Source organism: Streptomyces filamentosus, assembly GCF_014654895.1.
Classification (GTDB): domain Bacteria; phylum Actinomycetota; class Actinomycetes; order Streptomycetales; family Streptomycetaceae; genus Streptomyces; species Streptomyces filamentosus.
In genome coordinates, this window is sequence record NZ_BNBE01000001.1 from 3,599,300 (window position 1) to 3,625,370 (window position 26,071).

Consider the following 26,071-nt stretch of genomic DNA (forward strand, 5'->3'; position numbering starts at 1 on the left):
CCGTACGGGCTCACAGCTCGCCGTCCTGCGACTCGTCCGACGGCCACGGGTCGCGCAGCCACAGGTCGTCGCCGACCACCGTGGTCGCCAGCAGTTCGGCGAGGCCGTCGTCGATGCCGAGGCGCTCCGACTCGGTGCCCGGCGGGACCGTCCGCAGGGTCCGCTCCAGCCAGGCGGACACCTGCGGGGACGGGGCCTCCAGGAGCGCGTCGCCGTCGGGGGAGGAGAGGGCCATCAGGACGACGCTGCGGCCGTCGACCTTCGTCGGCCAGATCCGCACGTCCCCGTGGCCGCACGCCCGGAAGACGCCCTCGACGAGGAGTTCGCGGGCGAAGGTCCAGTTCACCGGGTGCTCGGAACCGATGTGGAAGGTGATGTGCACGGCGTACGGATCGTCCGTGCGGTAGGCCAGCCTGGCCGGGACCGGGACGGACCGCTCCGGGGACAGGACCAGCTTCAGTTCCAGCTCGCGCTCGACGGTGGTGGGCTCGGTGTTGTTCCGCATGGCTGCCGCCTCTCGTTGGGGCCCCGGACGGGCCTTCACCTGGAGAGAGCGCGCTCCCCGGAGTTCATTACGCGACTTCGGGAAGTTTTTTCGGGAAGTTTTTTCCGGCCCCTTGCCCGGCCCCTGCCCGGCCCCCCGCCCGGCCCGCGTCCCGCCCTCCCGAGGAGGGCGATCCAAGGGCGATCCAGGGGCCGAACCTCACGTGGAGTGATCGATTCCGGCCGCTGTCGCCCCGAAGGCGTCCTTTCTCGCGGGCTCTTTCTTCCCGCGGCGGCGTTCTTCGTTACTGTGCCTCCTTAGTGTGGTGACGGAACGTTGTGACTGAACGGAGTCGGGGCAGTGGCTACTCCTCCCGGAGGCGGCGGCGAGGTACCGCAGGCGGGGTACTACCCGGATCCGTCGATCCCCGGATACATCCGGTACTGGAACGGCGGCTCCTGGGTGCCCGGCACGAGCCGGCCCGCGCCGAAGGACGGCGAGGTCGCGCCGGTCCCGCCCGCCTCCGCGATGCCGGCCGGTCCGGTCCTCGCCCCGAGCCCGGCCCCCGCGCCGGTCCCCGCGGCGCCGCCCGCCCCCGAACCCGCCCCGGCCGCCGCCGTCGAGGAGACCGGTCCGCTCTTCTTCGACGAGGAGCCGCCCGTCCGCGAACCGGCCGCCGCCTGGCGGGCCGACGCCTCCCGGCAGGCAGGCCACGGCGAGGACCGGGCCGCCCCGGCCGCCTGGAGCGCGCCCGCCGCCCCCGCGCCCGCCGCCGATCCGGCCCCCGCGCCCGCCGTGCCCGACCCGAGGTCCCCGGTCGAGTGGCCGGCCGCGCCCGCGCAGGCCGAGACGGCCGCCCCCGCCGCCGACCCCCGGCTCGCCGGCACCCCGGCCCGCCTGGGCGGCATGCCCGTCACCCCGGCCCCGGCGCCCGTGCGGGAGACCCCGGCCCCGGCCCCCGCGCCCGTACGGCCCCAGCCGGCGCAGCCCCACCCCGTACAGCCCCAGCCCCAGCCGGTACAGCCCCAGCCGGCGCAGCCCGCCCCCCAGGCCCACCCGCACCCCCAGCCGGCCGCGCCCTCCTGGGCGCACCCCGCGCCGGAGCCGCAGGCCCAGGTGCAGGCGCCGCAGCAGCCGGTGGTGCCGTGGAAGCCGCCGGTCGAGGACCCCTTCCTCCAGGCGGTCCGCGAGCAGTCCTCCGCGCCCCCGGCGGGGCTCGGCCGGCGGCTGCTCGCCCGGGTGGTCGACACGCTCCTCCTCGGCGCGGCGGCGGGGGGCGCGGCCTTCCCCTTCGTGACCGCCGCCCTGGAGCACATCGACACCAAGATCGAGGCGGCCAAGCGGTCCGGCGTCACCGTCCGGGTCTGGCTGGTCGACGGCACCACCTCCGTGCAGTTCGGCATCGCGCTCGGCCTGCTGCTCGTCCTCGGCGTGCTGTACGAGGCGCTGCCCACGGCCAAGTGGGGCCGCACGCTCGGCAAGAAGCTCTGCGGGATCCAGGTCCGGGACATCGAGGCGCACGAGCCGCCGACCCTCGGCCGCGCGCTGCGCCGCTGGTTCCTGTACACCTTCCTGGGCCTGCTGGTGATCGGTGTCCTGAACGTGCTGTGGTGCGTCTTCGACCGCCCGTGGCGCCAGTGCTGGCACGACAAGGCGGCCCGCACCTTCGTCGCCCGCGCCTGACGCCGGGCCGCGCGGGGGAGCGGGTCCCCCGAACGGGCGTCCATCCGTTGCGGGCCCCCGGCGGCCGGGATGCGATGCCCCCATGAGCACCCAGCCGCCGCCCGGCCCGCCCCCCGACGACGACCCGTTCAGCAAGCGGCCCCAGGACCCGCCTCCGGGCCCTCCGCCCGGCCCTCCGCCGCCCGGGAACCCGTACGGCTCCCCGTACCCGCCCCCACCCCCGTACGGCGGCCACGGGGGCGGCTACGGCGGCACCGACCCGCTCTCCGGGATGCCGCCGCTCGCCGAGACCGGGCGCCGCGTCCTGGCACGGCTCATCGACTGGCTGATCATCGCGGTGCCGCTCGCGATCATCGGCATCCCGTTCGACATCTACAAGCGGGCGACGGAGAACGACACCGACTTCCAGGACGCCTTCACCGGCGGCACCTCGATCGTCTTCCAGCTGCTCACGATCGTCGCCTACGTCGCCTACGACACCGTGCTCACGGCGAAGAACGGCCAGACCGTCGGCAAGCGGCTGATGAAGCTGCGGGTCGCGATGCTCAACGACGGCTCCACGCCCCCGATGAGCCAGTCGCTGCTGCGCGCGGTCGTGCTGTGGCTGCCCGCGCTGATCTGCTGCGCCTGCCTGTGGCCGCTGCTGCTGCTGATCCTGATCATGGTCGACAAGCCCTACAAGCAGGGCCTGCACGACAAGGCGGCGAAGACGGTGGTGGTCACCGTGGCGCAGTAGCCGTCGGCGGAACGGACGGAACCCTCACGGACCGGTCCGGGCATCGGCTCCCGCACCCACCTGCGCGGCCGGTACCCGGGCCGCGTCGTTCCCGGCGCGGGCGGGAGCCCCGCCGGAGGTCTTGACGGGCCGCGCCCCTCCCGGCATCGTCACCGCCACGAGGACGCCGAGCACCAGACCGGCGAGACAGGCCGCGGCGACGCCGGGCGGCCCGGTGGCCCCGGTCAGGAGCAGGAGCGCGGTGGTCGCGAGGACCACGACGGCCGAACCGTAGGCGTACTGCGCTGCGTTCGGACGCTGCATGACGGATACCGCCCCTCCGGGATCCCGGCCGACTCTACGGGGGCCAGATGCCCGGAGGGAACGCCGGGTAAGCGTGACCCGACCCACGGTGCCGGAGCACGGGGGGCGCACGGGTCGCACGGCATCCGCCCACACGGCCCGGCGGACCTCTCCGGCACCGCGACTTTCCCTTCTTTTACCTTCCCTGACCGTCCGCATACCGGATTTCGACACCCGCATAGTGCACTTGGCGCGTGCAAGTCAAGATCTGTCTTTTCTCGGTTCTCTCCGGTCGAATGTCGTCACTTGTGACGCGCGACCCCCGCCGGACGGACACCCCACCTCCTGGTCCTAGGGCGCGGGCGCCGGGGAGGAACGACACCAAGTGACCAACAGACGACGGACGATTCGGGCGTCCGCGATCGTCGTGGCCCTCGCGGCCACCGCAGCCACCGCCTCGACCTTCGGCACCGCCTGGGCGAACGAGGACGGCCGCATCTCCGCGGCGGACGTCCGCCAGGACCCCGCCCCGGGCAGCGAGACCGACAAGACCAAGGTCGACCACGACCTGGACGGTCCCTTCAGCAAGCAGCAGGCCCAGCAGCGCAAGGCCGCCCTGGAGCAGGTCCTGAAGGGCGAGGCCAAGGTCGAGAACCGCGGCGGCTCCAAGGTCGTCAAGCTCGACGCCAAGAAGTACGTCGAGCTGGGCCGCGAGAAGACCGACAAGATCTTCACCATCCTCGTCGAGTTCGGCGACCAGGTGGACAACACCACCCTCGTCGACCGCAAGGACGACGACACCACCGAGCTGAAGCCGAAGTTCGGCGGCACGCCCGGCCCGCTGCACAACGCGATAGCCAAGCCGGACCGCGCGGTCGACAACTCGACCGAGTGGAAGGCCGACTACAACCAGCAGCACTTCCAGGACATGTACTTCGGCACCGGCAAGGACGCCAAGGGCCAGCCGAAGCACTCCCTGAAGACCTACTACGAGCGCACCTCGTCCGGCCGCTACTCGGTCGACGGCGCCGTCTCCGACTGGGTCAAGGTCCCCTACAACGAGGCCCGTTACGGCTCCAACTACTGCGGCCAGACCAACTGCGCCAACGTGTGGGACACCGTCCGCGACGGCGTCACCGCCTGGGTCGCCGACCAGAAGGCCAAGGGCAAGACCGACGCCCAGATCAAGGCCGACCTGGCGTCCTACGACCAGTGGGACCGCTACGACTTCGACGCCGACGGCAACTTCAACGAGCCCGACGGCTACATCGACCACTTCCAGATCGTCCACGCGGGCGAGGACGAGTCGGCCGGCGGCGGCGCCCAGGCGACCGACGCCCTGTGGGCCCACCGCTGGTACGCCTACGGCACCAGCGCGGGCAAGACCGGCCCGGCGAACAACAAGGCCGGCGGCACCCCGATCGGCGACACCGGCATCTGGGTCGGCGACTACACGATGCAGCCCGAGAACGGCGGCCTCGGCGTCTTCGCCCACGAGTACGGCCACGACCTCGGCCTGCCGGACCTGTACGACACCGCCGGCGGCGAGAACTCGACCGGCTTCTGGTCGCTCATGTCCTCCGGCTCCTGGCTCGGCCTGGGCAAGGACGCCATCGGCGACATGCCCGGCGACATGAACGCCTGGGACAAGCTCCAGCTCGGCTGGCTCAACTACACCAAGGTGAGCAACGAGTCCCGCAAGTGGAACTCCACCCACAAGCTGGGCGTCGCCGAGTACAACACCAAGAACCCGCAGGCGCTCGTCGTCGAGCTGCCGAAGAAGGCCGTCACCACCGACATCGTCGCCCCCGCCGAGGGCGCGTCCCAGTGGTGGAGCGACATGGGTGACGACCTCAAGAACACCCTCACCCGCTCCGTCGACCTGACGGGCAGGTCGTCCGCCTCCCTGGAGCTCCAGGGCTGGTACGACATCGAGGCCGAGTACGACTACCTCTACACCGAGGTGTCGACGGACGGCGGCGCCAACTGGACCGCCGTGGACGGCACCGCCGACGGCGTGGCCCTCCCGCGCGACGCGGCCGGCGCCCCGGCGCTGACCGACGTCTCCGGCGCCCACAAGAAGCTCGTCTACGACCTCTCGGCGTACGCGGGCAAGAAGTTCGACCTCCGCTTCCGCTACCAGACGGACGGCGGCGCGGGCGGCAAGGGCTTCACCGCCGACGCCATCACGCTGACCGCCGACGGCTCCACCGTCTTCGCGGACGGCGCGGAGAACGGTGACAACGGCTGGACCGCCAAGGGCTTCTCGCGGGTCGGCAAGGGCTTCACCAACGAGTACGAGCAGTACTACATCGCCGAGAACCGCCAGTACGTCTCGTACGACGCCACCCTCAAGGTCGGCCCGTACAACTTCGGCTTCACCGGCGACAAGGCCAGCTGGGTCGAGCACTACCCGTACCAGAACGGCCTGCTCATCTGGAAGTGGGACCTGTCCCAGAAGGACAACAACACCTCCGCCCACCCGGGCCAGGGCCTGATCCTGCCGGTCGACGCCCACCCGGCGCCGCTGAAGTGGAAGGACGGCACCCTGATGCGCAACCGCGTCCAGGCGTACGACTCCACCTTCGGCACCTACCGGACCGACGCCCTCCAGCTCCACTCGAAGGACGTCGCGACCTTCGTCCCGTCGCTGCCGGGCAACCCCGTCTTCGACGACCGGACCAACAGCTACTGGTCCACGGAGACCCCGCGCGCCGGTGTCAAGATTACTGACACCAACACCAAGATCCAGGTCGTCAAGGAGCCGAAGAACGGCGAGACGATCACGGTCCGCGTGGGTCCGTCTGTGAAGTGATGCGGTAAACCCGCAGGTCAAAGCGTGATCGGCCGTCGCCCCCTAGCGGGCGGCGGCCGATCGTGTTTAGGTGCCTCTGACCAGAGAATTATTGACAGCCGGCTCACAGCCGGCTCACGGGGGAGTGGTTCCGCATGCCTGGTGGAGGATTCTGCAGATTGCCGGGAGGCAGCGTGGTGGTCGCGATAGGGCTGCCCAGCCCGGCGGGGGACGGCGGGACCGTGCGCTTCCTCGTCCACGCCGCGAACCGGGCCCGCGCCCTGACCAGGCTGCGGAACCTGGGACTGCGCTCCGTCTACCTGCGGGGGAACGCCGAGCCGCCCACCCCGGACGAGATCACCGCCGTCCTGCACCACCCCGACGGACTGCTGTGGCGGTCCACCCCGGGCGCCGCCCAGGAGCTGTGGCACCCCGCCCGGGCCCTGCCGAAGGCCCCGGCGGCCTGAGGGCCACCGGGACCGCGCGAGGGCCCCTGCCGGGCCTGGGCGCGTCTCCCCGATCCGGAAGACGCGCCCTAAGGGGCGACGACCGGCTCGCCGGAGAGCTCCACGCCCGCCTCGCGGAGCTCCGCGAGCGCCCGGTCCGTCGTCGCGCGGGCGACGCCGGCCGTGAGGTCGAGCAGGACGCGGGTGCGGAAGCCCTCGCGGGCCGCGTCCAGGGCGGTGGCCCGGACGCAGTGGTCGGTGGCGATGCCGACCACGTCGACCTCGGTCACCTCCCGCTCACGCAGCCACCCGGCCAGCGTCCCGCCGTTCTCGTCCCGCCCCTCGAAGCCGCTGTACGCCGCGGCGTACGCGCCCTTGTCGAAGACGGCCTGGACGGCGCCGCCGGCGACGGCCGGGGCGAAGTTCGGGTGGAAGCCCACGCCCTCGGTGCCCGCCACGCAGTGCGCCGGCCACGAGTCGACGTAGTCCGGGTCCTGGCCGGGCGGCGCGAAGTGCGCGCCCGGGTCGATGTGGTGGTCGCGGGTCGCGACGACGTGTCGGTACGCGGCGCCCGCCGCCTCGCCGATCAGCTCGGTGATGGCGGCGGCGACGTCCGCGCCGCCGCTCACCGCGAGGCTGCCGCCCTCGCAGAAGTCGTTCTGTACGTCCACGACGATCAGTGCGCGGTGCATGACGGGTGTCCTCGGGGGTGGGAAGGGGATGGTGGGGCCCGAGCCTAGGTGCTTCCCCTCCGGTCCGGGAGGGGAAGCGTCCGGGCTCTGGACGTATCTCCAGGAGCGGCCGTCCTAGACGTACTCCGTCGGCAGCACCGGCTCGCCGCGCGACAGCTGGATCGCGGACATCGGCAGGGCGCCGCGGGCCGCGATGTGCCGGGCTCGGGCGGCCTCCAGCGGTTCCCGGGCCACCACCTCGCCGCCCTTCACCAGCTCCACCAGGAGCTGGTCGGCGGCGAGCGCGTCCGGGACCGGTCCGGTGCCGATCACCTCGGCCTCGGCGACCCCGTCGGCGTCGCGGCGGCGCGCCGCCCACTTGCGGCCGCCGACGGACGCCTTGCCGCCCAGCGACTTCTTCGCCACCGGCACCAGCGGCGCCTTCGGGTCCGCCGAGGCGGCGCGGGCGACCAGCTTGTAGACCATCGAGCAGGTCGGGTGGCCGCTGCCGGTGACGAGCTGGGTGCCCACCCCGTACGCGTCCACGGGCGCGGCGGCCAGCGAGGCGATGGCGTACTCGTCGAGGTCGGAGGTGACCACGATCCGGGTGTCCCGGGCGCCCAGCTCGTCGAGCTGCTGGCGGACCCGGTGGGCGACGAGCAGCAGGTCGCCGGAGTCGATGCGGACGGCTCCGAGCTCGGGCCCGGCGATCTCGACGGCGGTGCGGACGGCCTCGGCGACGTCGTAGGTGTCGACGAGGAGGGTGGTGCCCCGGCCGAGGCTGTCGACCTGGGCCCGGAAGGCGTCCCGCTCGCTGTCGTGGAGCAGGGTGAAGGCGTGCGCGGAGGTGCCGACGGTCGGGATGCCGTAGCGGAAGCCCGCCGCGAGGTCGGAGGTGGAGTCGAAGCCGCCGACGTAGGCGGCGCGGGAGGAGGCCACGGCGGCCAGCTCGTGGGTGCGGCGGGCGCCCATCTCGATGAGCCGGCGCCCGCCGGCCGCGGCCGACATGCGGGAGGCCGCGGCGGCGATGGCCGAGTCGTGGTTGAGGATCGAGAGGATCACCGTCTCCAGGAGCACGCACTCGGCGAAGGAGCCCTCGACGCGCAGCACGGGGGAGCCGGGGAAGTACACCTCGCCCTCGGGGTAGCCCCAGATGTCGCCGGAGAAGCGGTAGCCCGCCAGCCACCGGAGGGTCGGCTCGTCGACGATGCCCCGCTCGCGCAGGAAGCCGAGGACGGCCGGGTCGAAACGGAAGTTCTCGACGGCGTCCAGGACCCGGCCGACGCCGGCGAGGACGCCGTAGCGGCGCCCCTCGGGCAGCCGCCGGGTGAAGACCTCGAAGACGGAGCGCCGGTCGGCGGTGCCGGCCCGGAGGGCCGCCTGGAGCATGGTCAGCTCGTACTGGTCGGTGAAGAGGGCGGTCGACGGCACGTCCACCGGGAGCCCAAGGTCCGCAGCGTTCATGAGGACGATGCTAGCGCACTATTCGTCAGAGTGACGAATAGTGGTGCGGCGTCCGTGGCGGAGGCGGCCCGTTTGTGCGACAGGGGGGCCCGGGTGGCAGCATGGGGTAAGTGAGCATCGCGCCTATCGAGATCGAACGGACCGAGTCGGCCGAGGAGGTCTCCGCGGTCGTCGAGCCCGACGTCCCCTGGGTCACCCTCGTGCACAACGACCCGGTGAACCTGATGAGCTATGTCAGCTACGTCTTCCAGGCGTACTTCGGCTACTCCAAGGAAAAGGCGCACAAGCTGATGCTCGACGTGCACAACAAGGGCCGCGCGGTGGTCTCCAGCGGCACCCGCGAGGAGATGGAACGGGACGTGCAGGCGATGCACGGCTACGGGCTGTGGGCGACGCTGACCCAGGACCGCGGCTGATGGCCGGCCACTTCGATGCGGTCCCCGGCGGCGGCGCGGCCGTCTCGCTCGACGGGGTCGAGGTCTCCATCCTGCGCTCCCTCGCCGTCCAGCTCCTGGAGCTGATCGGACCGGGCGACGAGCCCGACGCGGACGCCGACCCGCTCGCCGCGCTCTTCGCCGAGGGCCCCAGCGAGCCGCCGTCCGACCCGGCCCTGCGCCGGCTCTTCCCCGACGCGTACGCGGACGACACCGAGGAACTGCGCTCCGCCGCCTCCGACTTCCGCCGCTTCACCGAGAACGACCTGCGGGCCCGCAAGCGCGAGGACGCCCTCGCGGTGGTGCGGGCCCTGGACGGACTGGCCCCGGCGGACGCCGAGGAGTCCGTGCTCCTCAAGCTGACCCCGGACGAGTCCCGGGCCTGGCTCGGCGCCCTCAACGACCTGCGGCTGACCATCGCCACCCGGCTGGAGATCACCGAGGACGAGGAGAGCGAGCGGCTCTACCGGCTGCCGGACAGCGATCCGCGCAAGCCGATGGTGATGGCCTACCTCTGGCTGGGCGCGCTTCAGGAGTCACTGGTGGAGACGCTGATGTCCTGACGGACGGCCGCGGCGGGGTGTTCGCTCAGCGGACGCTCAAATCCGCATAACGAACTCGTTATAAGAGGAGTGCGAGGGAGGGCCCGATGCCCTCCCTCTTTCTTTTTGTCCGTATTTTTTTGTGGTGTGCACCACACTCAACTCCGTCGATCACCCCCCACCCCGTGATAAATCTTCACGACCACTCGGGCACGCCACCCCTGTTCCCGAGGGCGCTTCGGCCGGCTGACCGCCGGTGGCACTCCATCCACATCCGGGGGGATCAGGACCTGATCCGCAGCAGACGCACTCGCAGTCGCGCGGATCAGCATGGAGAAAGGCGCACCACCATGACCTCAGCGCAGGTCGACCAGCAGCACGACGGCAACGAGGCCGCGGACTCCGCCTCCGGCGAGGGCTACCACCGGGCACTCGGCGCCCGCCAGATCCAGATGATCGCGATCGGCGGCGCCATCGGCACCGGCCTCTTCCTCGGTGCGGGCAAGGGCATCTCCAAGGCGGGACCCAGCCTGATCCTCGCGTACGCCCTCGCGGGCCTCGTCATCTTCTTCATCATGCGGGCGCTCGGCGAGCTCCTCATGTACCGCCCCGTCTCCGGCTCCTTCTCCGAGTACGCGCGGGAGTTCATCGGCCCCTTCGCGGGCTTCGTCACCGGCTGGACGTACTGGCTCTTCTGGGTCGTCACCGGCATCACCGAAGTCACCGCCGCGGCCACCTACATGACGTACTGGTGGGACATCCCGCAGTGGCTGTCCGCCCTCGTCTTCACCGTGATCCTCTACGGCGCCAACCTGATCTCCGTGAAGCTCTTCGGCGAGCTGGAGTTCTGGTTCTCCATGGTCAAGGTCACCGCCATCGTCGGCATGATCCTGATCTGCGCCGGCATCCTCACGATCGGCTTCTCCGACGCCGGCGACACCGCCTCGATCACCCACCTGTGGGACCTCGGCGGCTTCTTCGCCGGCGAGGACGGCATCGTCTCCACCCTCATGACCCTCCAGATGGTCATGTTCGCCTTCCTCGCCGTCGAACTGGTCGGCGTCACCGCCGGCGAGTCCAAGGACCCGAAGACCGTCCTGCCCAAGGCCATCAACACCGTGCCGTGGCGCATCGCCGTCTTCTACGTCGGCGCGCTCATCATGATCCTGTCGGTCGTCCCGTGGACCCACTTCAAGCCGGGCGTCTCGCCGTTCGTCGCCGCCTTCGAGGAGATGGGCTTCCAGGCCGGCGCCGCGATCGTCAACTTCGTCGTCCTCACGGCCGCCCTCTCCTCCTGCAACTCGGGCATGTACTCCACCGGCCGCATGCTGCGCGACCTCGCGCTCAACGGCCAGGGCCCGAAGCTCTTCACCCGGCTGACGAAGAGCGGCACCCCGCTCATCGGCACCACCTTCTCCGCCGCGCTGATGATGGTCGGCGTCTGGATCAACTACCAGTGGCCCGGCGAGGCGTTCAACTACGTCGTCTCCTTCGCCACCATCTCCGGCATGTGGGCCTGGATCATGATCCTGGTCTGCCAGATCCGCTTCCGCCTCAAGGCCGACCGCGGCGAGCTCCCCCAGTCCTCCTTCAAGGCCCCCGGCGGCATCTGGGCCAGCGTCTTCGCCCTCGCCTTCATCGGCCTCGTCGTCGTGACCATGGGCATCGACGAGGGCAACCGCGTCGCCCTCTACGGCGCGCCGGTCTGGGGCCTCCTCCTCGCCGTCGCCTACCTGGTCCTCAAGGCCCGCGACCCCGAGGGCGCCGCCTTCGCCAAGCGCTCCTGACCTGCACCGTCCCGGCATACGGGCCGCTCCGTACCACCCCTCGGTACGGAGCGGCCCGTCTGCTTATCCTGTCGGCATGCTGACCATCACCCGGGCCCTGTACGACCGGATCGTGGAACACGCCCGCGCGGACCACCCCGACGAGGCCTGCGGCGTCGTCGCGGGACCGGTCGGCTCGGGCCGCCCCGAGCGGTTCATCCCCATGCTCAACGCCGCCCGCTCGCCCACCTTCTACGAGTTCGACTCCGCCGACCTCCTCAAGCTCTACCGCGAGATGGACGACCGGGACGAGGAGCCCGTGATCATCTACCACTCGCACACCGCGACCGAGGCCTACCCCTCCCGCACCGACATCACCTACGCCAACGAGCCCGGCGCCCACTACGTCCTGGTCTCCACCGCGGACACCGACGGCGCCGGCGACTTCCAGTTCCGCTCCTACACGATCGTCGAGGGCGTCGTGGAGGAGGAGGACGTGAAGGTCGTCGAGGAGTACGCGTAACCACCGCCCGCCCCGCACGGACGTACACGGCGCGACCCCCGAGGGCGCGCCGTGTCCGACAGGCGGTCGGAAAGCATCCAGCATCCGAGATCACATTCCGGAAACCGGACCGGGAATCGATACGATGAGCCCATGGTTTCCCACGACGTGAGCGAAGAGACTCCGAGCACAGCCCTGCTCGTAGGCCGCCTGCACGTCGACCTGTGCCGTCTCGCCAGCGCGATCTGTCCGAACCGCGCTGGGCTCTGAACGACCCGGCCGAGCGCACCCACCACGCACCACCCCCTCGCGCGGGGGGTTCCGCCGCGCGCCCACCACGCCCATCCGACAGGAGCCCACGCCATGGCCATCGAGGTCCGCATCCCGACGATCCTCCGCACCTACACCGACGGCGAGAAGGCCGTCGCCGGCAGCGGCGCGACCCTCGCCGAGCTCTTCGCCGACCTGGAGACCCGCCACACCGGCATCGAGGCCCGCATCGTGGACGAAGGCAAGCTCCGCCGCTTCGTCAACGTCTACCTCAACGACGAGGACGTCCGCTTCCTCGACGGCATCGACACCAAGCTGTCCGACGGCGACAGCGTCACGATCCTGCCGGCCGTCGCCGGCGGCATGGTCTGAGCGGCCCGGCCCCATGCGATACGACTCCCCGCTGGCGGCCGTCGGCAACACGCCGCTCGTCCGCCTCCCCCGGCTGTCGCCCTCCGAGGACGTCCGCATCTGGGCCAAGCTGGAGGACCGCAACCCCACCGGCTCGGTCAAGGACCGCCCCGCGCTCCACATGATCGAGCAGGCGGAGAAGGACGGCCGGCTCACCCCCGGCTGCACCATCCTGGAGCCCACCAGCGGCAACACCGGCATCTCGCTGGCCATGGCCGCCAAGCTCAAGGGCTACCGCATCGTCTGCGTCATGCCCGAGAACACCAGCGAGGAGCGCCGCCAGCTCCTCGCCATGTGGGGCGCGGAGATCATCTCCTCACCCGCCGCCGGAGGCTCCAACACGGCCGTCCGGGTCGCCAAGGAACTGGCCGCGGAGCACCCCGACTGGGTGATGCTCTACCAGTACGGCAACCCGGACAACGCCGGCGCCCACTACGCCACCACCGGCCCGGAGATCCTCGCCGACCTGCCGTCCATCACCCACTTCGTGGCCGGCCTCGGCACCACCGGCACCCTCATGGGCGTCGGCCGCTACCTCCGCGAGCACAAGCCCGACGTCAAGATCGTCGCCGCCGAACCGCGCTACGACGACCTCGTCTACGGCCTGCGCAACCTCGACGAGGGCTTCGTCCCCGAGCTGTACGACGCCTCCGTCCTCACCACCCGCTTCTCGGTGGGCTCCGCCGACGCGGTCACCCGCACCCGGGAACTCCTCCAGCAGGAGGGCATCTTCGCCGGCGTCTCCACCGGAGCCGCCCTCCACGCCGCCATCGGCATGGGCAGGAAGGCCGTCAAGGCCGGCGAGAGCGCCGACATCGCCTTCGTCGTCGCCGACGGCGGCTGGAAGTACCTCTCCACCGGCCTCTACACCGCCGCCACCACGGAAGAGGCCATCGCCACGGTCCAGGGCCAGCTCTGGGCCTAGGCGCACCCGGACCCGCACCGCCCGGCTCTGCACCGCCGGGCCCCGGCACCGGAGCGAGGCGCACCGCCCCGGCTCAGCGCGCGAGATGGCGGACCTGGTCCCACAGGACCGGGTCCGCCTCCCCGACCCTCCGCCGGAAGTCCCCCACCGGCACGTCCCGCAGCTCGTCCGTCTCCAGGAAGCTCGGCCGCCCCCGCGCGTCGCCCACCGCCCCCGGCGGCAGCGCGATCACCCCGGGCCGCTCGTCGTGGTACTTGCTGGTGATCTTCGCGACGAGCACCCGGTCACCCCGCACGGACAGCACCAGGCAGGGCCGGTCCTTCGACCCGGGCCCGTCCTCGAAGGGCACCTCCGCCCACCAGATCTCCCGCGCCCGCGGCACCCGCGCACCCGGCTTCCGGCCCGACGGCCGGCCCGGCGGACGGGTGCGGACCGGCGGCCGGGCACGCCCCGGCGCCGGCCGGCGCGCCGAGCGCCGCCGCCCGTCGGCGACCGCCACCACCAGCGCGATCACCACGACCGCGGCCAGCGCGGGCCACCACGACGTGTCCATACCCCATGACGTTACCGGCGGCGCCGTCACCGCGCCGCCCCGCCCCGCCGTCCATCCGAACCGGTGACAGAGCCCGTGAGTTCGCCCACAACGGGCCGCCGCGAAGGAGCGAGGGGCCCCCGTGCGCCGTACGCTCGACAGACCCGCACGGCCTCCCCCCTCCCCTGCGTGCCTGACCGCACCCGTCCACGGAGGTTCACGCTCCTATGAAGCTCACCGTCGTCGGCTGCTCCGGGTCGTTCCCGTCCGCGGAATCGGCCTGTTCGAGCTACCTCGTCGAGGCCGACGGCTTCCGGCTGCTCCTCGACATGGGCAACGGCGCCCTCGGCGAGCTGCAGCGCCACATCGGTCTGTACGACCTGGACGCGATCTTCCTCAGCCATCTCCACGCGGACCACTGCATCGACATGTGCGGCTACTTCGTCGCCCGCTACTACCGGCACGAAGGCGGCCGCTGCGACGCGATCCCCGTGTACGCCCCCGAGGGCGCCGAGCAGCGGCTGACCACGGCCTACGCCGACACCCCCTCGCCGACCTCGATGAGCGAGGTCTTCGACTTCCGCACGCTCACCACCGGCGGCTTCGAGCTGGGCCCCTTCACCATCCGCACCGCGCGGGTCTGCCACCCGGTGGAGGCGTACGGCATCCGCGTCGAGCATGAGGGCCGCGTCCTGGCGTACTCCGGCGACACCGGCGTCTGCGACGCCCTGCACGACCTGGCCGACGGTGCGGACCTCTTCCTCTGCGAGGCGTCCTTCACCCACGGCAAGGAGGACATCCCGGAGCTCCACCTCAACGGCCGCGAGGCCGGCGCCCACGCCACCCGCGCCCGGGTGGGCCGCCTCGTCCTCACCCACGTCCCCCCGTGGACCGACGGCGAGCGCAACCTGGCGGACGCCCGCGAGGTGTACGGAGGACCGGCGGAACTGGCGAAGGCGGGCGCGGTCTACGAGGTGTGACCGCACGGCCCGCGGAACGGGGAAGGCCCCGGAACCTTCGGGTTCCGGGGCCTTCGCCTTGGTGCGGGGGAGGGGCTCACGCCTTGGTGAGGTCCTCGATCTCCTCCTCGGGCTCGCGGCCCGGGGTGGGGAGGTTGAACTTGGTGATCGCGAAGCGGAAGACCACGTAGTAGAGGGCTCCGAAGACGAGACCGATCGGGATGATCAGCCACGGCTTGGTCGCGTGCGACCAGTTCAGGGCGTAGTCGATGAAGCCGGCCGAGAAGTTGAAGCCCGCGTGGACACCGAACGCCCAGGTGACGGCCATGGAGAGGGCGGTCAGCAGCGCGTGGAGCACGTACAGGATCGGCGCGATGAACATGAAGGAGAACTCGATCGGCTCGGTCACGCCGGTGACGAACGAGGTCAGGGCCAGCGAGACCATCATGCCGAGGACGACCTTGCGGCGCTCCGGACGGGCGCAGTGCGCGATGGCGATCGCGGCGGCCGGGAGGCCGAACATCATGATCGGGAAGAAGCCGGACTGGAACATGCCGGCCGACGGGTCACCGGCCAGGAAGCGCGGGATGTCGCCGTTGACGACCTCGCCGGCGGCGTTGGTGAAGTCACCGAGCTGGAACCAGGCGACGGTGTTCACGAACTGGTGCATGCCGATCGGGATCAGCGCGCGGTTCACACCGCCGAAGAGCGCGGCGCCACCGGCGCCGAGGCCGGTCATCCACTCGCCGAAGCTGGCGATGCCGTCGCCGATGGGCTCCCAGACGAGGCCGAAGAACACGCCCACGGCCAGGCCGACGAAGGCCATGATGATCGGGACGAGCCGGCGGCCGTTGAAGAAGCCGAGCCAGTCGACCAGCTTGGTGCGGTGGAACTTCTGCCACAGCACCGCGGTCAGCAGACCCATGATGATGCCGCCGAGGACACCGGGGTCGTTGTACTTCGCGGCTATGTCCGCGCCGGCCTGGACCTTCGCCTCGACGACGGGGAAGGCCTGGAGGACCTTGCTGTAGACGAGGAAGCCGACGACCGCGGCGAGCGCGGTGGAGCCGTCGGCCTTCTTGGCGAAGCCGATGGCGACGCCGACGCAGAAGAGCAGGGGGAGGGCGCCGGTGATGGCGCCGCCCGCGTTGCCGAAGACGGCGGAGACCTTGTCCCAGCCGAGACCCTCGGCGCCGAACACGTCCGGCTGACCCAGCCGGACCATGATGCCCGCGGCCGGCAGCACGGCGATCGGCAGCTGCAGGCTGCGACCGACCTTCTGCAGGCCCTGGAACAGGCCGGATCCGCGCTTCTTCGCGGGAGCGGCGGCCTGGGCGGTGGCCGTACTCATCAACTTCCTCCAGTAGGCAAGGCGCCGCCAGAGGACAGTGGAAAGGGGGTGACGGCGGCGTCTCGTGGAACGCGGTGGTCTGGACCGCGTGGTCTACACCAATGAGTGGTGTAGACCAGTTGTAGCACGTGAGACTTAGATAAGGAACCTTCGAATTTTTGGTGCGCGGCCATAGTGATGAAGGCGTGACAAAAGGCCCCCGGACCACGAGGTCCAGGGGCCTTCCACACGACCCGACAGGGGCCCTAAAGCCCCGAAACGGACAGCTCTCGACGGAGCGTCACTTCGTGTTCTCCCGCTCCAGCTCCTCCTGGACCTCCTCGGGCTCGCGGCCCGGCGTCGGCAGGTTGAACTTGGTGATCGCGAACCGGAAGATCACGTAGTACACGACGGCGAAGCAGAGGCCGATCGGAATGATCAGCCAGGGCTTGGTGGCCAGGTTCCAGTTGATCACGTAGTCGATCAGACCCGCCGAGAAGCTGAAGCCGTCCTTCACGCCCAGCGCCCACGTGACGCCCATCGACACACCCGTCAGCACCGCGTGGATGCCGTACAGCACCGGCGCGATGAACAGGAACGAGTACTCCAGCGGCTCCGTGATGCCCGTGACGAACGAGGTCAGCGCCACCGACAGCATCAGGCCGCCGACCTCCTTGCGGCGGTTCGGCCGCGCGGTGTGGGTGATCGCCAGCGCCGCCGCCGGCAGGGCGAACATCATGATCGGGAAGAAGCCCGACAGGAACTGGCCGGCCTCCGGGTCGCCCGCCAGGAACATGCTGATGTCACCGTGGACCACCGTCCCGTCCGGCTTCGTGTACGAGCCGAACTGGAACCAGATGGGCACGTTCAGGAACTGGTGCAGACCGATCACCAGCAGCGCGCGGTTCGCCACGCCGAAGATGCCCGAACCCCACGCACCCAGCCCGACCAGCCAGTCGCTGAAGCTCTCCAGCGCGTCGCCGATCGGCGGCCAGATCCACAGGCAGAGCCCGGCGAAGAGGATGCCGACGAAGGCCATGATGATCGGGACGAGCCGGCGGCCGTTGAAGAAGCCCAGCCAGTCGACCAGCTTGGTGCGGTGGTACCGCTGCCACAGGTACGCCGCCATCAGACCCATGACGATGCCGCCGAAGACGCCCGGATTCTGGTACGTGTACCCGGCGAAGGAGTCGTCGACGCCGAGGCAGCCGCCCCCGATGTCCTTCGTCCCCGTCGGACAGTCCTTCGGGAACTGGCGCAGCACCGTGTAGTAGACGAGGAAGCCCACCACCGCCGCGAGCGCCGTCGAACCGTCCGACTTCTTCGCCATGCCGATCGCGACGCCGATGCAGAACAGCAGCGGCAGACCGAGGCTGCCGTCGAGCAGCGCACCGCCCGCGCCCACCATCACCTTGGCGAGGTTGTCCCAGCCCAGACCGTCCGCACCGAAGACGTCCGGCTGCCCCAGCCGGTTGATGATGCCCGCGGCGGGCAGGACGGCGATGGGCAGCTGGAGGCTGCGGCCCATCTTCTGGAGGCCCTGGAAGAAGCCGCCCCAGGAGACCTTCCTGGGGCGGGCTGCTGCGCTGTCGGTACTCATCGGCGACCTCCCTGACCCGGAACAAAGCGGGCCCGCGGCTCGTTGCAGACTGGTGTAGACCACTTGCGGTAGGCTCCGGGAGCCCGCTGAGGACAGGCCGCCGGTGATCGTCATCATTCGGCAGAACGGCGGCATGCGCTAGCGAAGTTGGGCCAACCGTGGGTTACCGTGGCAAAGCGGACCGTCGGTGCGCCGAGATTCGCGTGTCCCGCGAACAGAGACGGACAGGGAGAAACACATGGCCAGCAAGGCTGAGAAGATCGTCGCCGGGCTCGGCGGCATCGACAACATCGAAGAGGTCGAGGGCTGCATCACCCGCCTGCGCACCGAGGTCGCCGACCCCAGCCTCGTCGACGACGCCGCCCTCAAGGCCGCCGGCGCCCACGGCGTCGTGAAGATGGGCACCGCCATCCAGGTCGTCATCGGCACCGACGCGGACCCCATCGCCGCCGAGATCGAAGACATGATGTGAGCAGCTGACACCAGCTGGCGAGGGCCCGTTCCGGCAGGGGAACGGGCCCTCGCGCGTACCCGGCGACCGACCGGCCCGCACCACCGGAACGGCTACGCTCGTCCCATGTCTCGCATCGACGGCCGTACCCCCGAACAGCTCCGCCCCGTCACCATCGAACGCGGCTGGAGCAAGCACGCCGAGGGCTCCGTCCTCATCTCCTTCGGCGACACCAAGGTCTTCTGCACCGCCTCCGTCACCGAAGGCGTCCCCCGCTGGCGCAAGGGAAGCGGCGAGGGCTGGGTCACCGGCGAGTACTCCATGCTGCCCCGCTCCACCAACACCCGCGGCGACCGCGAATCCGTCCGCGGCAAGATCGGCGGCCGCACCCACGAGATCTCCCGCCTCATCGGCCGCTCCCTCCGCGCCGTCATCGACTACAAGGCACTCGGCGAGAACACCATCGTCCTCGACTGCGACGTCCTCCAGGCCGACGGCGGCACCCGCACCGCCGCCATCACCGGCGCCTACGTCGCCCTCGCCGACGCCGTCGCCTGGGCCCAGGCCAAGAAGCTCGTCAAGGCCGGCCGCAAGCCCCTCACCGGCACCGTCTCCGCCGTCTCCGTCGGCATCGTCGGCGGCGTCCCCCTCCTCGACCTCTGCTACGAGGAGGACGTCCGCGCCGACACCGACATGAACGTCGTCTGCACCGGCGACGGCCGCTTCGTCGAGGTCCAGGGCACCGCCGAGGCCGAACCCTTCGACCGCACCGAACTCAACGCCCTCCTCGACCTGGCCGCCGCCGGCTGCGCCGACCTCGCCGACCTCCAGCGCAAGGCCCTCGACGCCACCCTCTGACCCGGAGGAACCCTCCCCGCGGCGGCTGCGTCCTTTACGGCACGGGGCGCGCGGTCATACCGTGCGCCCCGTCCACGCATACGCACCAGGGGAGGACCCGAACAGTGAAGCGCCGCCGCACCATAGCCCTCGCCGCCGCCACCGCGGCGGCCGTCACGACCATGCTGACCGGCTGCGGAGCCCTCGACAAGGCGATGGACTGCGTGAAGACCGCCGACGCGATCGCCACCTCGGTGACCAACCTCCAGCAGGCCGTCTCCAACGCCTCCAACGACGTGACGCAGATCGAGGAATCCCTGAACTCCATCTCCACGGAGCTCGGCAACCTCAAGGACACGACGGACAACGCCGACCTCTCCAAGGCCGTCGACGACCTCACCAAGGGCGTCGAATCCGTCCGCACCGCGGTGAAGAACGGCGACACCACCCCCGACATCACCCCCGTCACCGACGCCGCCACCGAGATCGGCAAGGTCTGCACCCCGGGATAATCGGGGGCATGACCCGACAGCGCCTGATCCTCGCCACCCGCAACGCGGGCAAGATCACCGAACTCCGCGCGATCCTCGCCGACGCAGGTCTCGACCTCGAACTCGTCGGCGCGGACGCGTACCCCGAGATCCCCGACGTGAAGGAGACGGGCGTCACCTTCGCCGAGAACGCCCTCCTCAAGGCCCACGCCCTGGCGAAGGCGACCGGCCACCCGGCGGTCGCCGACGACTCCGGCCTCTGCGTCGACGTCCTCAACGGCGCCCCCGGCATCTTCTCCGCCCGCTGGTCCGGCACCCACGGCGACGACAAGGCCAACCTGGACCTCCTCCTCGCCCAGCTCTCCGACATCGCCGACGAGCACCGCGCCGCCCACTTCGCCTGCGCCGCCGCCCTCGCCCTCCCCGACGGCACCGAACGCGTCGTCGAAGGCCGCATGGAGGGCACCCTCCGCCACGAGCCGGCCGGCACCAACGGCTTCGGCTACGACCCCATCCTCCAGCCGGCCGGCCACGACGTCACCTGCGCGGAGCTGACCCCGGCGGAGAAGAACGCCATCAGCCACCGAGGCAAGGCGTTCCGGGCGCTGGCGCCGGTGGTGCGGGAGCTGTTGGGCTGAGGGGAGCATGCCGAAGGCCTCCTTCCGGGAAATCCGAAGGAGGCCTTCGATTTGAAGCTCTGTGCGGCCTGAGGGATTCGAACCCTCACGGGATTACTCCCATCGCACCCTAAATGCGAGGCGTCTGCCGTTCCGCCAAGGCCGCTAGCCGCCTGCCATCGTAGCGGCAGGCGGCGAGTTGGGGGCAGGGGTGCCTAAAACGGCTGGCGGCGCTTGCCTCCTCGGCACCAGGTGCTGGTGACCGCGTGACAGTTGGGGCACAGCAGCCGCAGATTCTCGTGCCGGTCGTCGTGCCGGTCTCCGTTGATGTGGTCGATCTCCAGGGTCATCGGCTTGCCGTGCCACCGGGCACCGACACCGCACCCGGCGCACCGGTCGGGCGCTCCGGCCTCGCGTAGGGCGCGGCGCAGCGTTCGGGTGGCTGTGCGGCGCCCGCTGCCGTGCCGTACCAGGATCTCGTCCGGCCGCTTGGCGGTCGGGCTCCGCTTCCCGCGCTGGTGGGACCGTCCCAGAAAATGAGCGGTCGACAGACCGTCTTCGGTGACCCACTTCTTCAGGTTGGCGCGTTGGGAATCGTTGTCCTTCCGGCCCAGGCGGCGCAAGGCTTCCCGGAACGAACAGGACGAGGCGATCGCGGCCCGCAGTTCGGCCGCGCTCGGCCGATGGCCCCGCCCGAAGGGCGGGAAGTGTGAGATGTCGATGCCGAAGTGGGCGAAGCGTCGCATCAGGTACCGGCACCGGTGGCCGGACGGCTCCGCTCCGAGGAAAGCCACCACCGCTTCGATGTCTCCGCAATGGGCCGCGGCCTCGGCCAGCCGCTCACGTGTGTACCGCCTGCCGTCCGCCGTCACCTGGCGCGTCCCTTCCCGCGCCCGCGGTAGTTGTCCGTGGCGGAGTGGCAGTTGGGGCAGAGGAGCCGCAGGTTCTCGGGCCGGTTGTCGCGCCAGTCGCCGTCGATGTGGTCCACCTCCAGGGGGAGGGGACGGCCGCGCCAGACTGCCCCGACGCCGCACAGTGCGCACTTCTCCTCGACGCCGGTCTCCAGCAGCGCGCTCTTCAGGCGGTTGCTCCGGACGCGCCGGGGGTGCGGTGAGGGGTTCAGTACGAGGATCTCCTCCGGGGTTCGACGCCGCTGGTCGTGCCTCGTGCGCCCGCTCCGCGTCGGCGTCGTGAAGTGCGAAGTGTCGATCCCGTACGCCTTGATCCGTCGGCTGATGTGGGTGTGCTGGCCGCCGACCAGGTCGACCCCGAGCCTGCGGAGAACGTCCCACACACTGTTGGATGCCGCGACTGCTTCCACGAGCGCTTCTCTGGTCCACCGCACCCCCTCCCGCTCGAAGTGCGAGGTGTCCACGCCCAGCTTCCGGATCCGTGCGGACACGTACGCCCGCGTCCCGCTCCTCGGGTCCACCCCCAGCCGCTCCAGCGCCTCCGTCAGGGTCCGCGCCCCTCGTGCCGCCGATTCCAGCCGGTCCTTCGTGTACGGGCTCGTGCCCATGTGATCCCCTCCCCAGTACGGATCTCGCACGGACTAACGAGCCGAATATCGGACGGTTACGCCGTACCGCGTACGGAAAGCGGACGGGCCCGCGCCCCCGGTGTCAGGGGTGCGGGCCCGCCGGTGGGCGCCGGGGCGGTCGTCAGATGCCCAGGTCGCGGATGATCTTGGCGACGTGGCCGGTGGCCTTGACGTTGTAGAAGGCGTGCTCGACCTTGCCCTCCTCGTCGACGACGACCGTGGAGCGGATGACGCCGGTGACGGTCTTGCCGTAGAGCTTCTTCTCGCCGAAGGCGCCGTACGCCTCCAGGGTCGACTTGTCGGGGTCGCCGACCAGGGTGACCCTGAGGTTCTCCTTCTCGCGGAACTTCGCGAGCTTCTCCGGCTTGTCGGGGGAGACGCCGATGACGTCGTAGCCCGCGGCGGCCAGCACGTCGAGGTTGTCGGTGAAGTCGCACGCCTGCTTGGTGCAGCCGGGGGTGAGGGCGGCCGGGTAGAAGTAGACGATGACCTTGCGGCCCTTGTGGTCCGCGAGGGAGACGTCGTTGCCGTCCGCGTCGGGCAGGGTGAAGGCGGGGGCGGTGTCGCCGGGCTGCAGTCGCTCGCTCATGGCTCGCTCTCCTCGGGGGGTGTGCGCGTACGGGATGAGCCTAATGGGGGTCGGGGACGGCCCTCGGGCGGCGGAACTGACAGACTGTCCACCAACGACCGGAATACGACTACGGAGGCAGCGCGGTGTCGGACGCCAGGACCCCTGCGCAGATCGAGGCGGACATCGTCCGCCGGCGCGACCAGCTCGCCGTCACGCTCGACGAGATCGGCATTCGGATGCATCCCAGCACGATCATCGGGGATGCCAGGGCCAGGGTCGCCTCGACCGTCGACGAGACCGCGGGGCGGGCGTTCGTCGCCGTGAACCGGGTGGTCTCGGACGTGAAGGCGCGGTTCACCCACGAGGACGGCGCCCCGCGCCTGGAGCGCGTGGTCCCGGCCGCCCTGGTGGCCGTCGCGGTCGTCGGGCTGCTGCTGGGCTCCTCCCGGAAGCGCAAGGGCTGAGGCCGGCCGGTAGGTTCCTCCCGTGAGCGAGAACACCCACGACAAGCTGCCCATCCGGATGCTCCACGACCGGGTCCTGGTCCGCACCGACTCCCCGGAGGGGGAGCGGCGGTCCGGCGGCGGGATCCTGATCCCGGCGACCGCCGCCGTCGGCCGGCGCCTGGCCTGGGCCGAGGTGGTCGCGGTCGGGCAGAACGTCCGGACCGTCGAGATCGGCGACCGGGTGCTGTACGACCCCGAGGACCGGGCCGAGGTGGAGGTGCGGGGCGTCGCCTACGTCCTGATGCGGGAGCGCGACCTGCACGCGGTGGCGGCGGACCGCTTCCAGAGCACGGACTCGACCGGGCTGTATCTGTAGGACCCCGAGCGCGGTGGGAGCCCTGGTGACCGGTGTCACCAGGGCTTTTGCCCGTTCTTTGCTAGGCTGGGGGGACCCCGACGAGACGCGCCGTACCGGGTTTCCGCAAAGACGACGCACCTGTTCCGTCCCGTCTCGCGGAGGTGTCTCGTCATGGCCTGGGTTCTTCTCGTCGTCGCCGGTCTGCTCGAAGTCGGCTGGTCGATCGGTATGAAGTACACCGAAGGCTTCACCCGTCTCTGGCCCAGCGTCTTCACGGCCGCCGGCATCGTCGCGTCGATGGTGCTGCTGTCGCAGGCGGCCAAGACCCTTCCCATCGGCACCGCCTACGGCGTGTGGGTCGGCATCGGCGCGGCCGGTGCGGCGGTGCTCGGCATGGTGGTGCTCGGTGAGCCGGCGACCGCCGCCCGGATCTTCTTCGTCTGTCTGCTGCTGGTGGCCGTGGTCGGTCTGAAGGCGACCTCCGGGCACTAGCCCGCGGTCGGCGCCCGGTGGGTCTTCGGGGTCTTGGGCCGCTTCGCGGCTCCCGGGCCCGCCTCGCCCGTGTCGTACCACTCCTCCGAGCCGTCGGGGACGGGTGGCACCTCGGGGAGTTCCGCGCCGGGCATCAGGCGCAGGTCGAAGTCGCGGGCGGGGGTTCCGGCGAGGGCCTCGCGGGTGAAGCGGGCCCAGATCTCGGCCGGGGGGCCGCCGCCGTTGACCCGGGGGAGGCCGAGGGCTCCGTACAGCGGTTCCTGTCGGCCGGATTCCGGGTCCTGGCCCATCAGTGCGACGACGGTGGCGAGTTCCGGGGTGTAGCCGGCGAACCAGGCCGCCTTGTCGTCCTCCGCCGTGCCCGTCTTGCCGGCCGCCGGGCGTCCGGCGGCCTGTGCGGCGGTGCCCGTGCCGGTCTCGACGACGCCCCGCAGCACGGCGGTGGTGGTGTCGGCGGCTTCGCGTCCCACCGCCTGCCGGGGTCCGGGGGCGGGCAGCGGCAGGGGTTCTCCGTCGCGGGTGATGCCGGCGACGAGGGTGTGGTCGCCGCGCCGGCCGTGCGCGGCGAGGGTGGCGTAGGCCTGGGCCATGTCGAGGACGCTGGCGGTGGCGGGGCCGAGTGCGATGGAGGGGGAGGCGGTGAGGTCGGGGGTGGTGGGGGGCAGGCCGAGGGCGACGGCGGTGCGGCGGACGTGGGCGGGGCCGACGTCGACGGCCATCTGGGCGTAGACGGCGTTCACGGAGAGGTCGGTGGCGGCGTTGACGGGGATGTCGCCGTAGCTCTCGCCGTCCTCGTTGGCGGGGTCGTACGGGGCGCCGGGCCAGCCTTCGACGGGCCGGCGGTCGGTGCCGTCGTAGACGGTGTAGGGGGTGATCGGTTCGCCGTGCTGGGTCTGTGCGCCGCTCTGTACGGCGGCGGTGAACACGAAGGGCTTGAAGGTGGAGCCGACCTGGTAGTCGCGGCGGGTGGCGTTGCTGACGTACTGCTCGGTGTAGTCGACGCCGCCGTAGAGGGCGACGACGCGGCCGGTGGCCGGTTCGACGGCGGCGGCGCCGGCGCGCACGTAGCGGTCGGTGGGGTTCGCGGCGGGGTCGAGGCGGTGGGTGACGCGTTCCTCGACGGCCCGGGTGAGCAGGGCCTGCCGGGTGGGGTCGATGGTGGTGACGATGCGGAAGCCGCCGCCGGCGAGGGTCTTCTCGTCGACGATCCCGCGGTCGGTGAGGTAGTCCTCGACGGCCTGCACGAGGTAGCCGCGCTGGCCGGAGAGGCCGGTGCCGGGACGGGCGGTCTGGGGGTCGGGGAAGCGGAGGGCGGCGCGTTCGCCGGGGGTGAGCCAGCCTTCCTTGACCATGCCGTCGAGGACGTATCCCCAGCGGGCGAGGACGGCGGGGCGGTGTTCGGGGTGGGTGGTGACGTCGTAGGCGCTGGGGGCCTTGAGGAGGGCGGCGAGGTAGGCGCCCTCGGCGGTGCCGAGGCGTTCGGCGTCCTTGCCGTAGTAGGCGCGGGCGGCGGCCTGGAGGCCGTACGCGTTGCGGCCGAAGTAGCTGGTGTTGAGGTAGCCCTGGAGGATCTCGTCCTTGGTCTTCTCGCGTTCCAGTTTGATCGCGATGAAGAATTCCTTGGCCTTGCGGGTGAGGGTCTGTTCCTGGCCCAGGTAGTAGTTCTTCACGTACTGCTGGGTGATGGTGGAGCCGGACTGGCGGCCTTTTCCGGTGAGGGTGTTCCAGGCGGCGCGGACCATGGCCTTGGGGTCGACGGCGCGCGAGGTGTGGAAGTCGCGGTCCTCGGCGGCGAGGACGGCCTGCCGGACGGTGAGCGGGATGCGGTCGAGGCGCACGTTCTCGCGGTTGACCTCGCCGTCGCGGGCGAGGACGGTGCCGTCGCGGTACAGGTAGAGGTTCGACTGGGCGACGGCGGCGGCGTTGGCGGCGGGGATGTCCACCAGGAGGTATCCGGCCACGAGGGCTCCGCCGAGCAGCAGTCCGCCGAGCAGCAGCAGTCCGAGGAGGGTGCGCAGCAGCCGCCGGGGGAGGGACGCCCGGGGGCGTGCGCCGGTGCGGGGCGCGGGGAGGGTGGGGTCCCTCGCCTCCCAGCCCGGGTCCTCCTCCGGAGGCGGGGCGGCGGGTGGGACGGGACGCGCAGAAGGGGACATGGCATCACATAGTGCACATAAAGCGGGCGAAACTCCCGAAGGTGAGGGGGTGGTGACGGGAAATCTCCGGGGTGAGCGCCTGGCGAGCGCCGGGAGACCGGTCGGAGTGTGCCGGGAGACCGGTCGGAGTGCGCCGGGGGAGCGGTCGGAGTGCGCCGGGGGAGCGGCCGGGGTCGCCGGGATCGCATCAGGGGGGGCCGCCGGGAGATCGGCCGGAAAAACCGCTCGCGGCGAGGTGCCGGCGGCCACTAGGGTCATGCGCTTCGCCCTCTTTCCCCCCACCT

30 protein-coding genes, 1 tRNA gene and 1 riboswitch are annotated in these 26,071 nt (G+C 71.1%); of the genes, 19 read left to right on the plus strand and 12 right to left on the minus strand.

From position 1 onward, the window contains the following. Positions 1 to 10: 10 nt before the first annotated feature. Entirely contained in the window at positions 11 to 505 is a 495-nt protein-coding gene (locus IE326_RS16235; protein WP_150228402.1) for an SsgA family sporulation/cell division regulator, read from the minus strand. Between the two features lie 339 nt (positions 506 to 844). Here IE326_RS16235 and IE326_RS16240 point away from each other — a divergent pair, with 339 nt between their 5' ends. Next, positions 845 to 2,167, plus strand: a complete 1,323-nt coding sequence (locus IE326_RS16240) for an RDD family protein (RefSeq protein ID WP_190041859.1) — start codon at positions 845 to 847, stop codon at positions 2,165 to 2,167. Between the two features lie 82 nt (positions 2,168 to 2,249). Next, the gene (locus IE326_RS16245) at positions 2,250 to 2,903 is read left to right on the plus strand and encodes an RDD family protein (RefSeq protein ID WP_150228400.1); all 654 of its coding nucleotides are present in this window, start codon (positions 2,250 to 2,252) and stop codon (positions 2,901 to 2,903) included. A gap of 24 nt (positions 2,904 to 2,927) precedes the next feature. Here IE326_RS16245 and IE326_RS16250 read toward each other — a convergent pair whose 3' ends face one another. Then, entirely contained in the window at positions 2,928 to 3,206 is a 279-nt protein-coding gene (locus IE326_RS16250) for a hypothetical protein (RefSeq protein WP_150228399.1), read from the minus strand. Positions 3,207 to 3,570: 364 nt separating this feature from the next. Here IE326_RS16250 and IE326_RS16255 point away from each other — a divergent pair, with 364 nt between their 5' ends. Continuing rightward, positions 3,571 to 6,000, plus strand: a complete 2,430-nt coding sequence (locus IE326_RS16255) for an immune inhibitor A domain-containing protein (protein WP_190041860.1) — start codon at positions 3,571 to 3,573, stop codon at positions 5,998 to 6,000. Between the two features lie 134 nt (positions 6,001 to 6,134). Then, positions 6,135 to 6,446, plus strand: coding sequence for a hypothetical protein (locus IE326_RS16260; RefSeq protein ID WP_150228397.1), 312 nt, complete (start codon positions 6,135 to 6,137; stop codon positions 6,444 to 6,446). 68 nt (positions 6,447 to 6,514) lie between these two features. On the opposite strand, the gene IE326_RS16265 is transcribed toward IE326_RS16260, so the two are convergent. Continuing rightward, on the minus strand, positions 6,515 to 7,117 hold the full coding sequence (locus IE326_RS16265; protein WP_150228396.1) for a nicotinamidase: 603 nt from the start codon (positions 7,115 to 7,117) through the stop codon (positions 6,515 to 6,517). Between the two features lie 114 nt (positions 7,118 to 7,231). Further along, a complete protein-coding gene (locus IE326_RS16270; protein ID WP_150228395.1) occupies positions 7,232 to 8,560 on the minus strand; it encodes a nicotinate phosphoribosyltransferase in 1,329 nt (442 codons plus the stop codon). A 110-nt stretch (positions 8,561 to 8,670) separates the two neighbouring features. Between IE326_RS16270 and clpS the strand changes: the two genes are divergently transcribed. From clpS to IE326_RS16300, 7 genes are all read left to right on the plus strand, one after another. Further along, positions 8,671 to 8,976 (plus strand): ATP-dependent Clp protease adapter ClpS, encoded by a 306-nt coding sequence (clpS, locus tag IE326_RS16275; RefSeq protein WP_030760944.1) that lies wholly within the window; start codon positions 8,671 to 8,673, stop codon positions 8,974 to 8,976. Further along, positions 8,976 to 9,557 carry a DUF2017 domain-containing protein gene (locus tag IE326_RS16280; protein ID WP_190041861.1) on the plus strand — a complete coding sequence of 194 codons (582 nt, stop codon included), beginning with the start codon at positions 8,976 to 8,978 and terminating at the stop codon, positions 9,555 to 9,557. The genes clpS and IE326_RS16280 overlap by 1 nt, the downstream gene beginning before the upstream one ends. Before the next feature lie 329 nt (positions 9,558 to 9,886). Continuing rightward, positions 9,887 to 11,323: an amino acid permease gene (locus tag IE326_RS16285; protein WP_150228393.1), complete on the plus strand. Its 1,437-nt coding sequence runs from the start codon at positions 9,887 to 9,889 to the stop codon at positions 11,321 to 11,323. Between the two features lie 76 nt (positions 11,324 to 11,399). Next, positions 11,400 to 11,825, plus strand: coding sequence for a M67 family metallopeptidase (locus IE326_RS16290; protein ID WP_150228392.1), 426 nt, complete (start codon positions 11,400 to 11,402; stop codon positions 11,823 to 11,825). Positions 11,826 to 11,957: 132 nt separating this feature from the next. Further along, positions 11,958 to 12,074, plus strand: a complete 117-nt coding sequence (locus tag IE326_RS41865) for a putative leader peptide (protein WP_324604993.1) — start codon at positions 11,958 to 11,960, stop codon at positions 12,072 to 12,074. 93 nt (positions 12,075 to 12,167) lie between these two features. Continuing rightward, positions 12,168 to 12,446 (plus strand): MoaD/ThiS family protein, encoded by a 279-nt coding sequence (locus IE326_RS16295; protein WP_150228391.1) that lies wholly within the window; start codon positions 12,168 to 12,170, stop codon positions 12,444 to 12,446. Positions 12,447 to 12,459: 13 nt separating this feature from the next. Continuing rightward, the gene (locus IE326_RS16300; RefSeq protein WP_150228390.1) at positions 12,460 to 13,410 is read left to right on the plus strand and encodes a PLP-dependent cysteine synthase family protein; all 951 of its coding nucleotides are present in this window, start codon (positions 12,460 to 12,462) and stop codon (positions 13,408 to 13,410) included. A 73-nt stretch (positions 13,411 to 13,483) separates the two neighbouring features. On the opposite strand, the gene IE326_RS16305 is transcribed toward IE326_RS16300, so the two are convergent. Beyond that, complete coding sequence (locus tag IE326_RS16305) at positions 13,484 to 13,963, minus strand: type II toxin-antitoxin system PemK/MazF family toxin (protein WP_150228389.1); 480 nt, start codon at positions 13,961 to 13,963, stop codon at positions 13,484 to 13,486. 206 nt (positions 13,964 to 14,169) lie between these two features. Between IE326_RS16305 and IE326_RS16310 the strand changes: the two genes are divergently transcribed. Then, positions 14,170 to 14,922: an MBL fold metallo-hydrolase gene (locus IE326_RS16310; RefSeq protein ID WP_190041862.1), complete on the plus strand. Its 753-nt coding sequence runs from the start codon at positions 14,170 to 14,172 to the stop codon at positions 14,920 to 14,922. 76 nt (positions 14,923 to 14,998) lie between these two features. Here IE326_RS16310 and IE326_RS16315 read toward each other — a convergent pair whose 3' ends face one another. Both IE326_RS16315 and IE326_RS16320 read right to left on the minus strand, forming a co-directional pair. Then, positions 14,999 to 16,252: a PTS transporter subunit EIIC gene (locus tag IE326_RS16315; RefSeq protein ID WP_150228387.1), complete on the minus strand. Its 1,254-nt coding sequence runs from the start codon at positions 16,250 to 16,252 to the stop codon at positions 14,999 to 15,001. A 280-nt stretch (positions 16,253 to 16,532) separates the two neighbouring features. After that, positions 16,533 to 17,831: a PTS transporter subunit EIIC gene (locus IE326_RS16320; protein WP_190041863.1), complete on the minus strand. Its 1,299-nt coding sequence runs from the start codon at positions 17,829 to 17,831 to the stop codon at positions 16,533 to 16,535. Between the two features lie 187 nt (positions 17,832 to 18,018). Between IE326_RS16320 and IE326_RS16325 the strand changes: the two genes are divergently transcribed. From IE326_RS16325 to rdgB, 4 genes are all read left to right on the plus strand, one after another. Then, positions 18,019 to 18,303, plus strand: a complete 285-nt coding sequence (locus IE326_RS16325; protein WP_150228385.1) for a PTS sugar transporter subunit IIB — start codon at positions 18,019 to 18,021, stop codon at positions 18,301 to 18,303. Positions 18,304 to 18,408: 105 nt separating this feature from the next. Then, the gene (rph, locus tag IE326_RS16330) at positions 18,409 to 19,140 is read left to right on the plus strand and encodes a ribonuclease PH (RefSeq protein WP_150228384.1); all 732 of its coding nucleotides are present in this window, start codon (positions 18,409 to 18,411) and stop codon (positions 19,138 to 19,140) included. A gap of 161 nt (positions 19,141 to 19,301) precedes the next feature. Further along, positions 19,302 to 19,631 (plus strand): hypothetical protein, encoded by a 330-nt coding sequence (locus IE326_RS16335; RefSeq protein WP_229915475.1) that lies wholly within the window; start codon positions 19,302 to 19,304, stop codon positions 19,629 to 19,631. Between the two features lie 8 nt (positions 19,632 to 19,639). Then, positions 19,640 to 20,248: an RdgB/HAM1 family non-canonical purine NTP pyrophosphatase gene (gene rdgB / locus IE326_RS16340; RefSeq protein WP_150228382.1), complete on the plus strand. Its 609-nt coding sequence runs from the start codon at positions 19,640 to 19,642 to the stop codon at positions 20,246 to 20,248. Between the two features lie 62 nt (positions 20,249 to 20,310). On the opposite strand, the gene IE326_RS16345 is transcribed toward rdgB, so the two are convergent. The 4 genes from IE326_RS16345 to bcp all read right to left on the minus strand — a co-directional run bounded on the left by IE326_RS16345 (position 20,311) and on the right by bcp (position 22,356). Further along, positions 20,311 to 20,393: transfer RNA gene (locus tag IE326_RS16345), tRNA-Leu, on the minus strand. Positions 20,394 to 20,442: 49 nt separating this feature from the next. After that, positions 20,443 to 21,099: an HNH endonuclease signature motif containing protein gene (locus IE326_RS16350; RefSeq protein WP_190041864.1), complete on the minus strand. Its 657-nt coding sequence runs from the start codon at positions 21,097 to 21,099 to the stop codon at positions 20,443 to 20,445. Then, on the minus strand, positions 21,096 to 21,746 hold the full coding sequence (locus IE326_RS16355; protein WP_190041865.1) for an HNH endonuclease signature motif containing protein: 651 nt from the start codon (positions 21,744 to 21,746) through the stop codon (positions 21,096 to 21,098). The genes IE326_RS16350 and IE326_RS16355 overlap by 4 nt, the downstream gene beginning before the upstream one ends. A 142-nt stretch (positions 21,747 to 21,888) precedes the next feature. After that, positions 21,889 to 22,356, minus strand: coding sequence for a thioredoxin-dependent thiol peroxidase (gene bcp, locus IE326_RS16360; RefSeq protein ID WP_190041866.1), 468 nt, complete (start codon positions 22,354 to 22,356; stop codon positions 21,889 to 21,891). Positions 22,357 to 22,481: 125 nt separating this feature from the next. Between bcp and IE326_RS16365 the strand changes: the two genes are divergently transcribed. From IE326_RS16365 to IE326_RS16375, 3 genes are all read left to right on the plus strand, one after another. Further along, entirely contained in the window at positions 22,482 to 22,802 is a 321-nt protein-coding gene (locus tag IE326_RS16365) for a DUF3618 domain-containing protein (RefSeq protein WP_150228378.1), read from the plus strand. A gap of 22 nt (positions 22,803 to 22,824) precedes the next feature. Beyond that, a complete protein-coding gene (locus IE326_RS16370) occupies positions 22,825 to 23,160 on the plus strand; it encodes a GroES family chaperonin (RefSeq protein WP_030760898.1) in 336 nt (111 codons plus the stop codon). Positions 23,161 to 23,210: 50 nt separating this feature from the next. After that, positions 23,211 to 23,281: riboswitch (guanidine-III (ykkC-III) riboswitch) on the plus strand. Positions 23,282 to 23,313: 32 nt separating this feature from the next. Further along, a complete protein-coding gene (locus IE326_RS16375) occupies positions 23,314 to 23,634 on the plus strand; it encodes a DMT family transporter (RefSeq protein ID WP_150228377.1) in 321 nt (106 codons plus the stop codon). Here the strand turns inward: IE326_RS16375 and IE326_RS16380 are convergent. After that, on the minus strand, positions 23,631 to 25,787 hold the full coding sequence (locus IE326_RS16380) for a transglycosylase domain-containing protein (RefSeq protein ID WP_190041867.1): 2,157 nt from the start codon (positions 25,785 to 25,787) through the stop codon (positions 23,631 to 23,633). The two genes, IE326_RS16375 and IE326_RS16380, sit on opposite strands and share 4 nt — an antisense overlap. Positions 25,788 to 26,071: the final 284 nt, after the last annotated feature.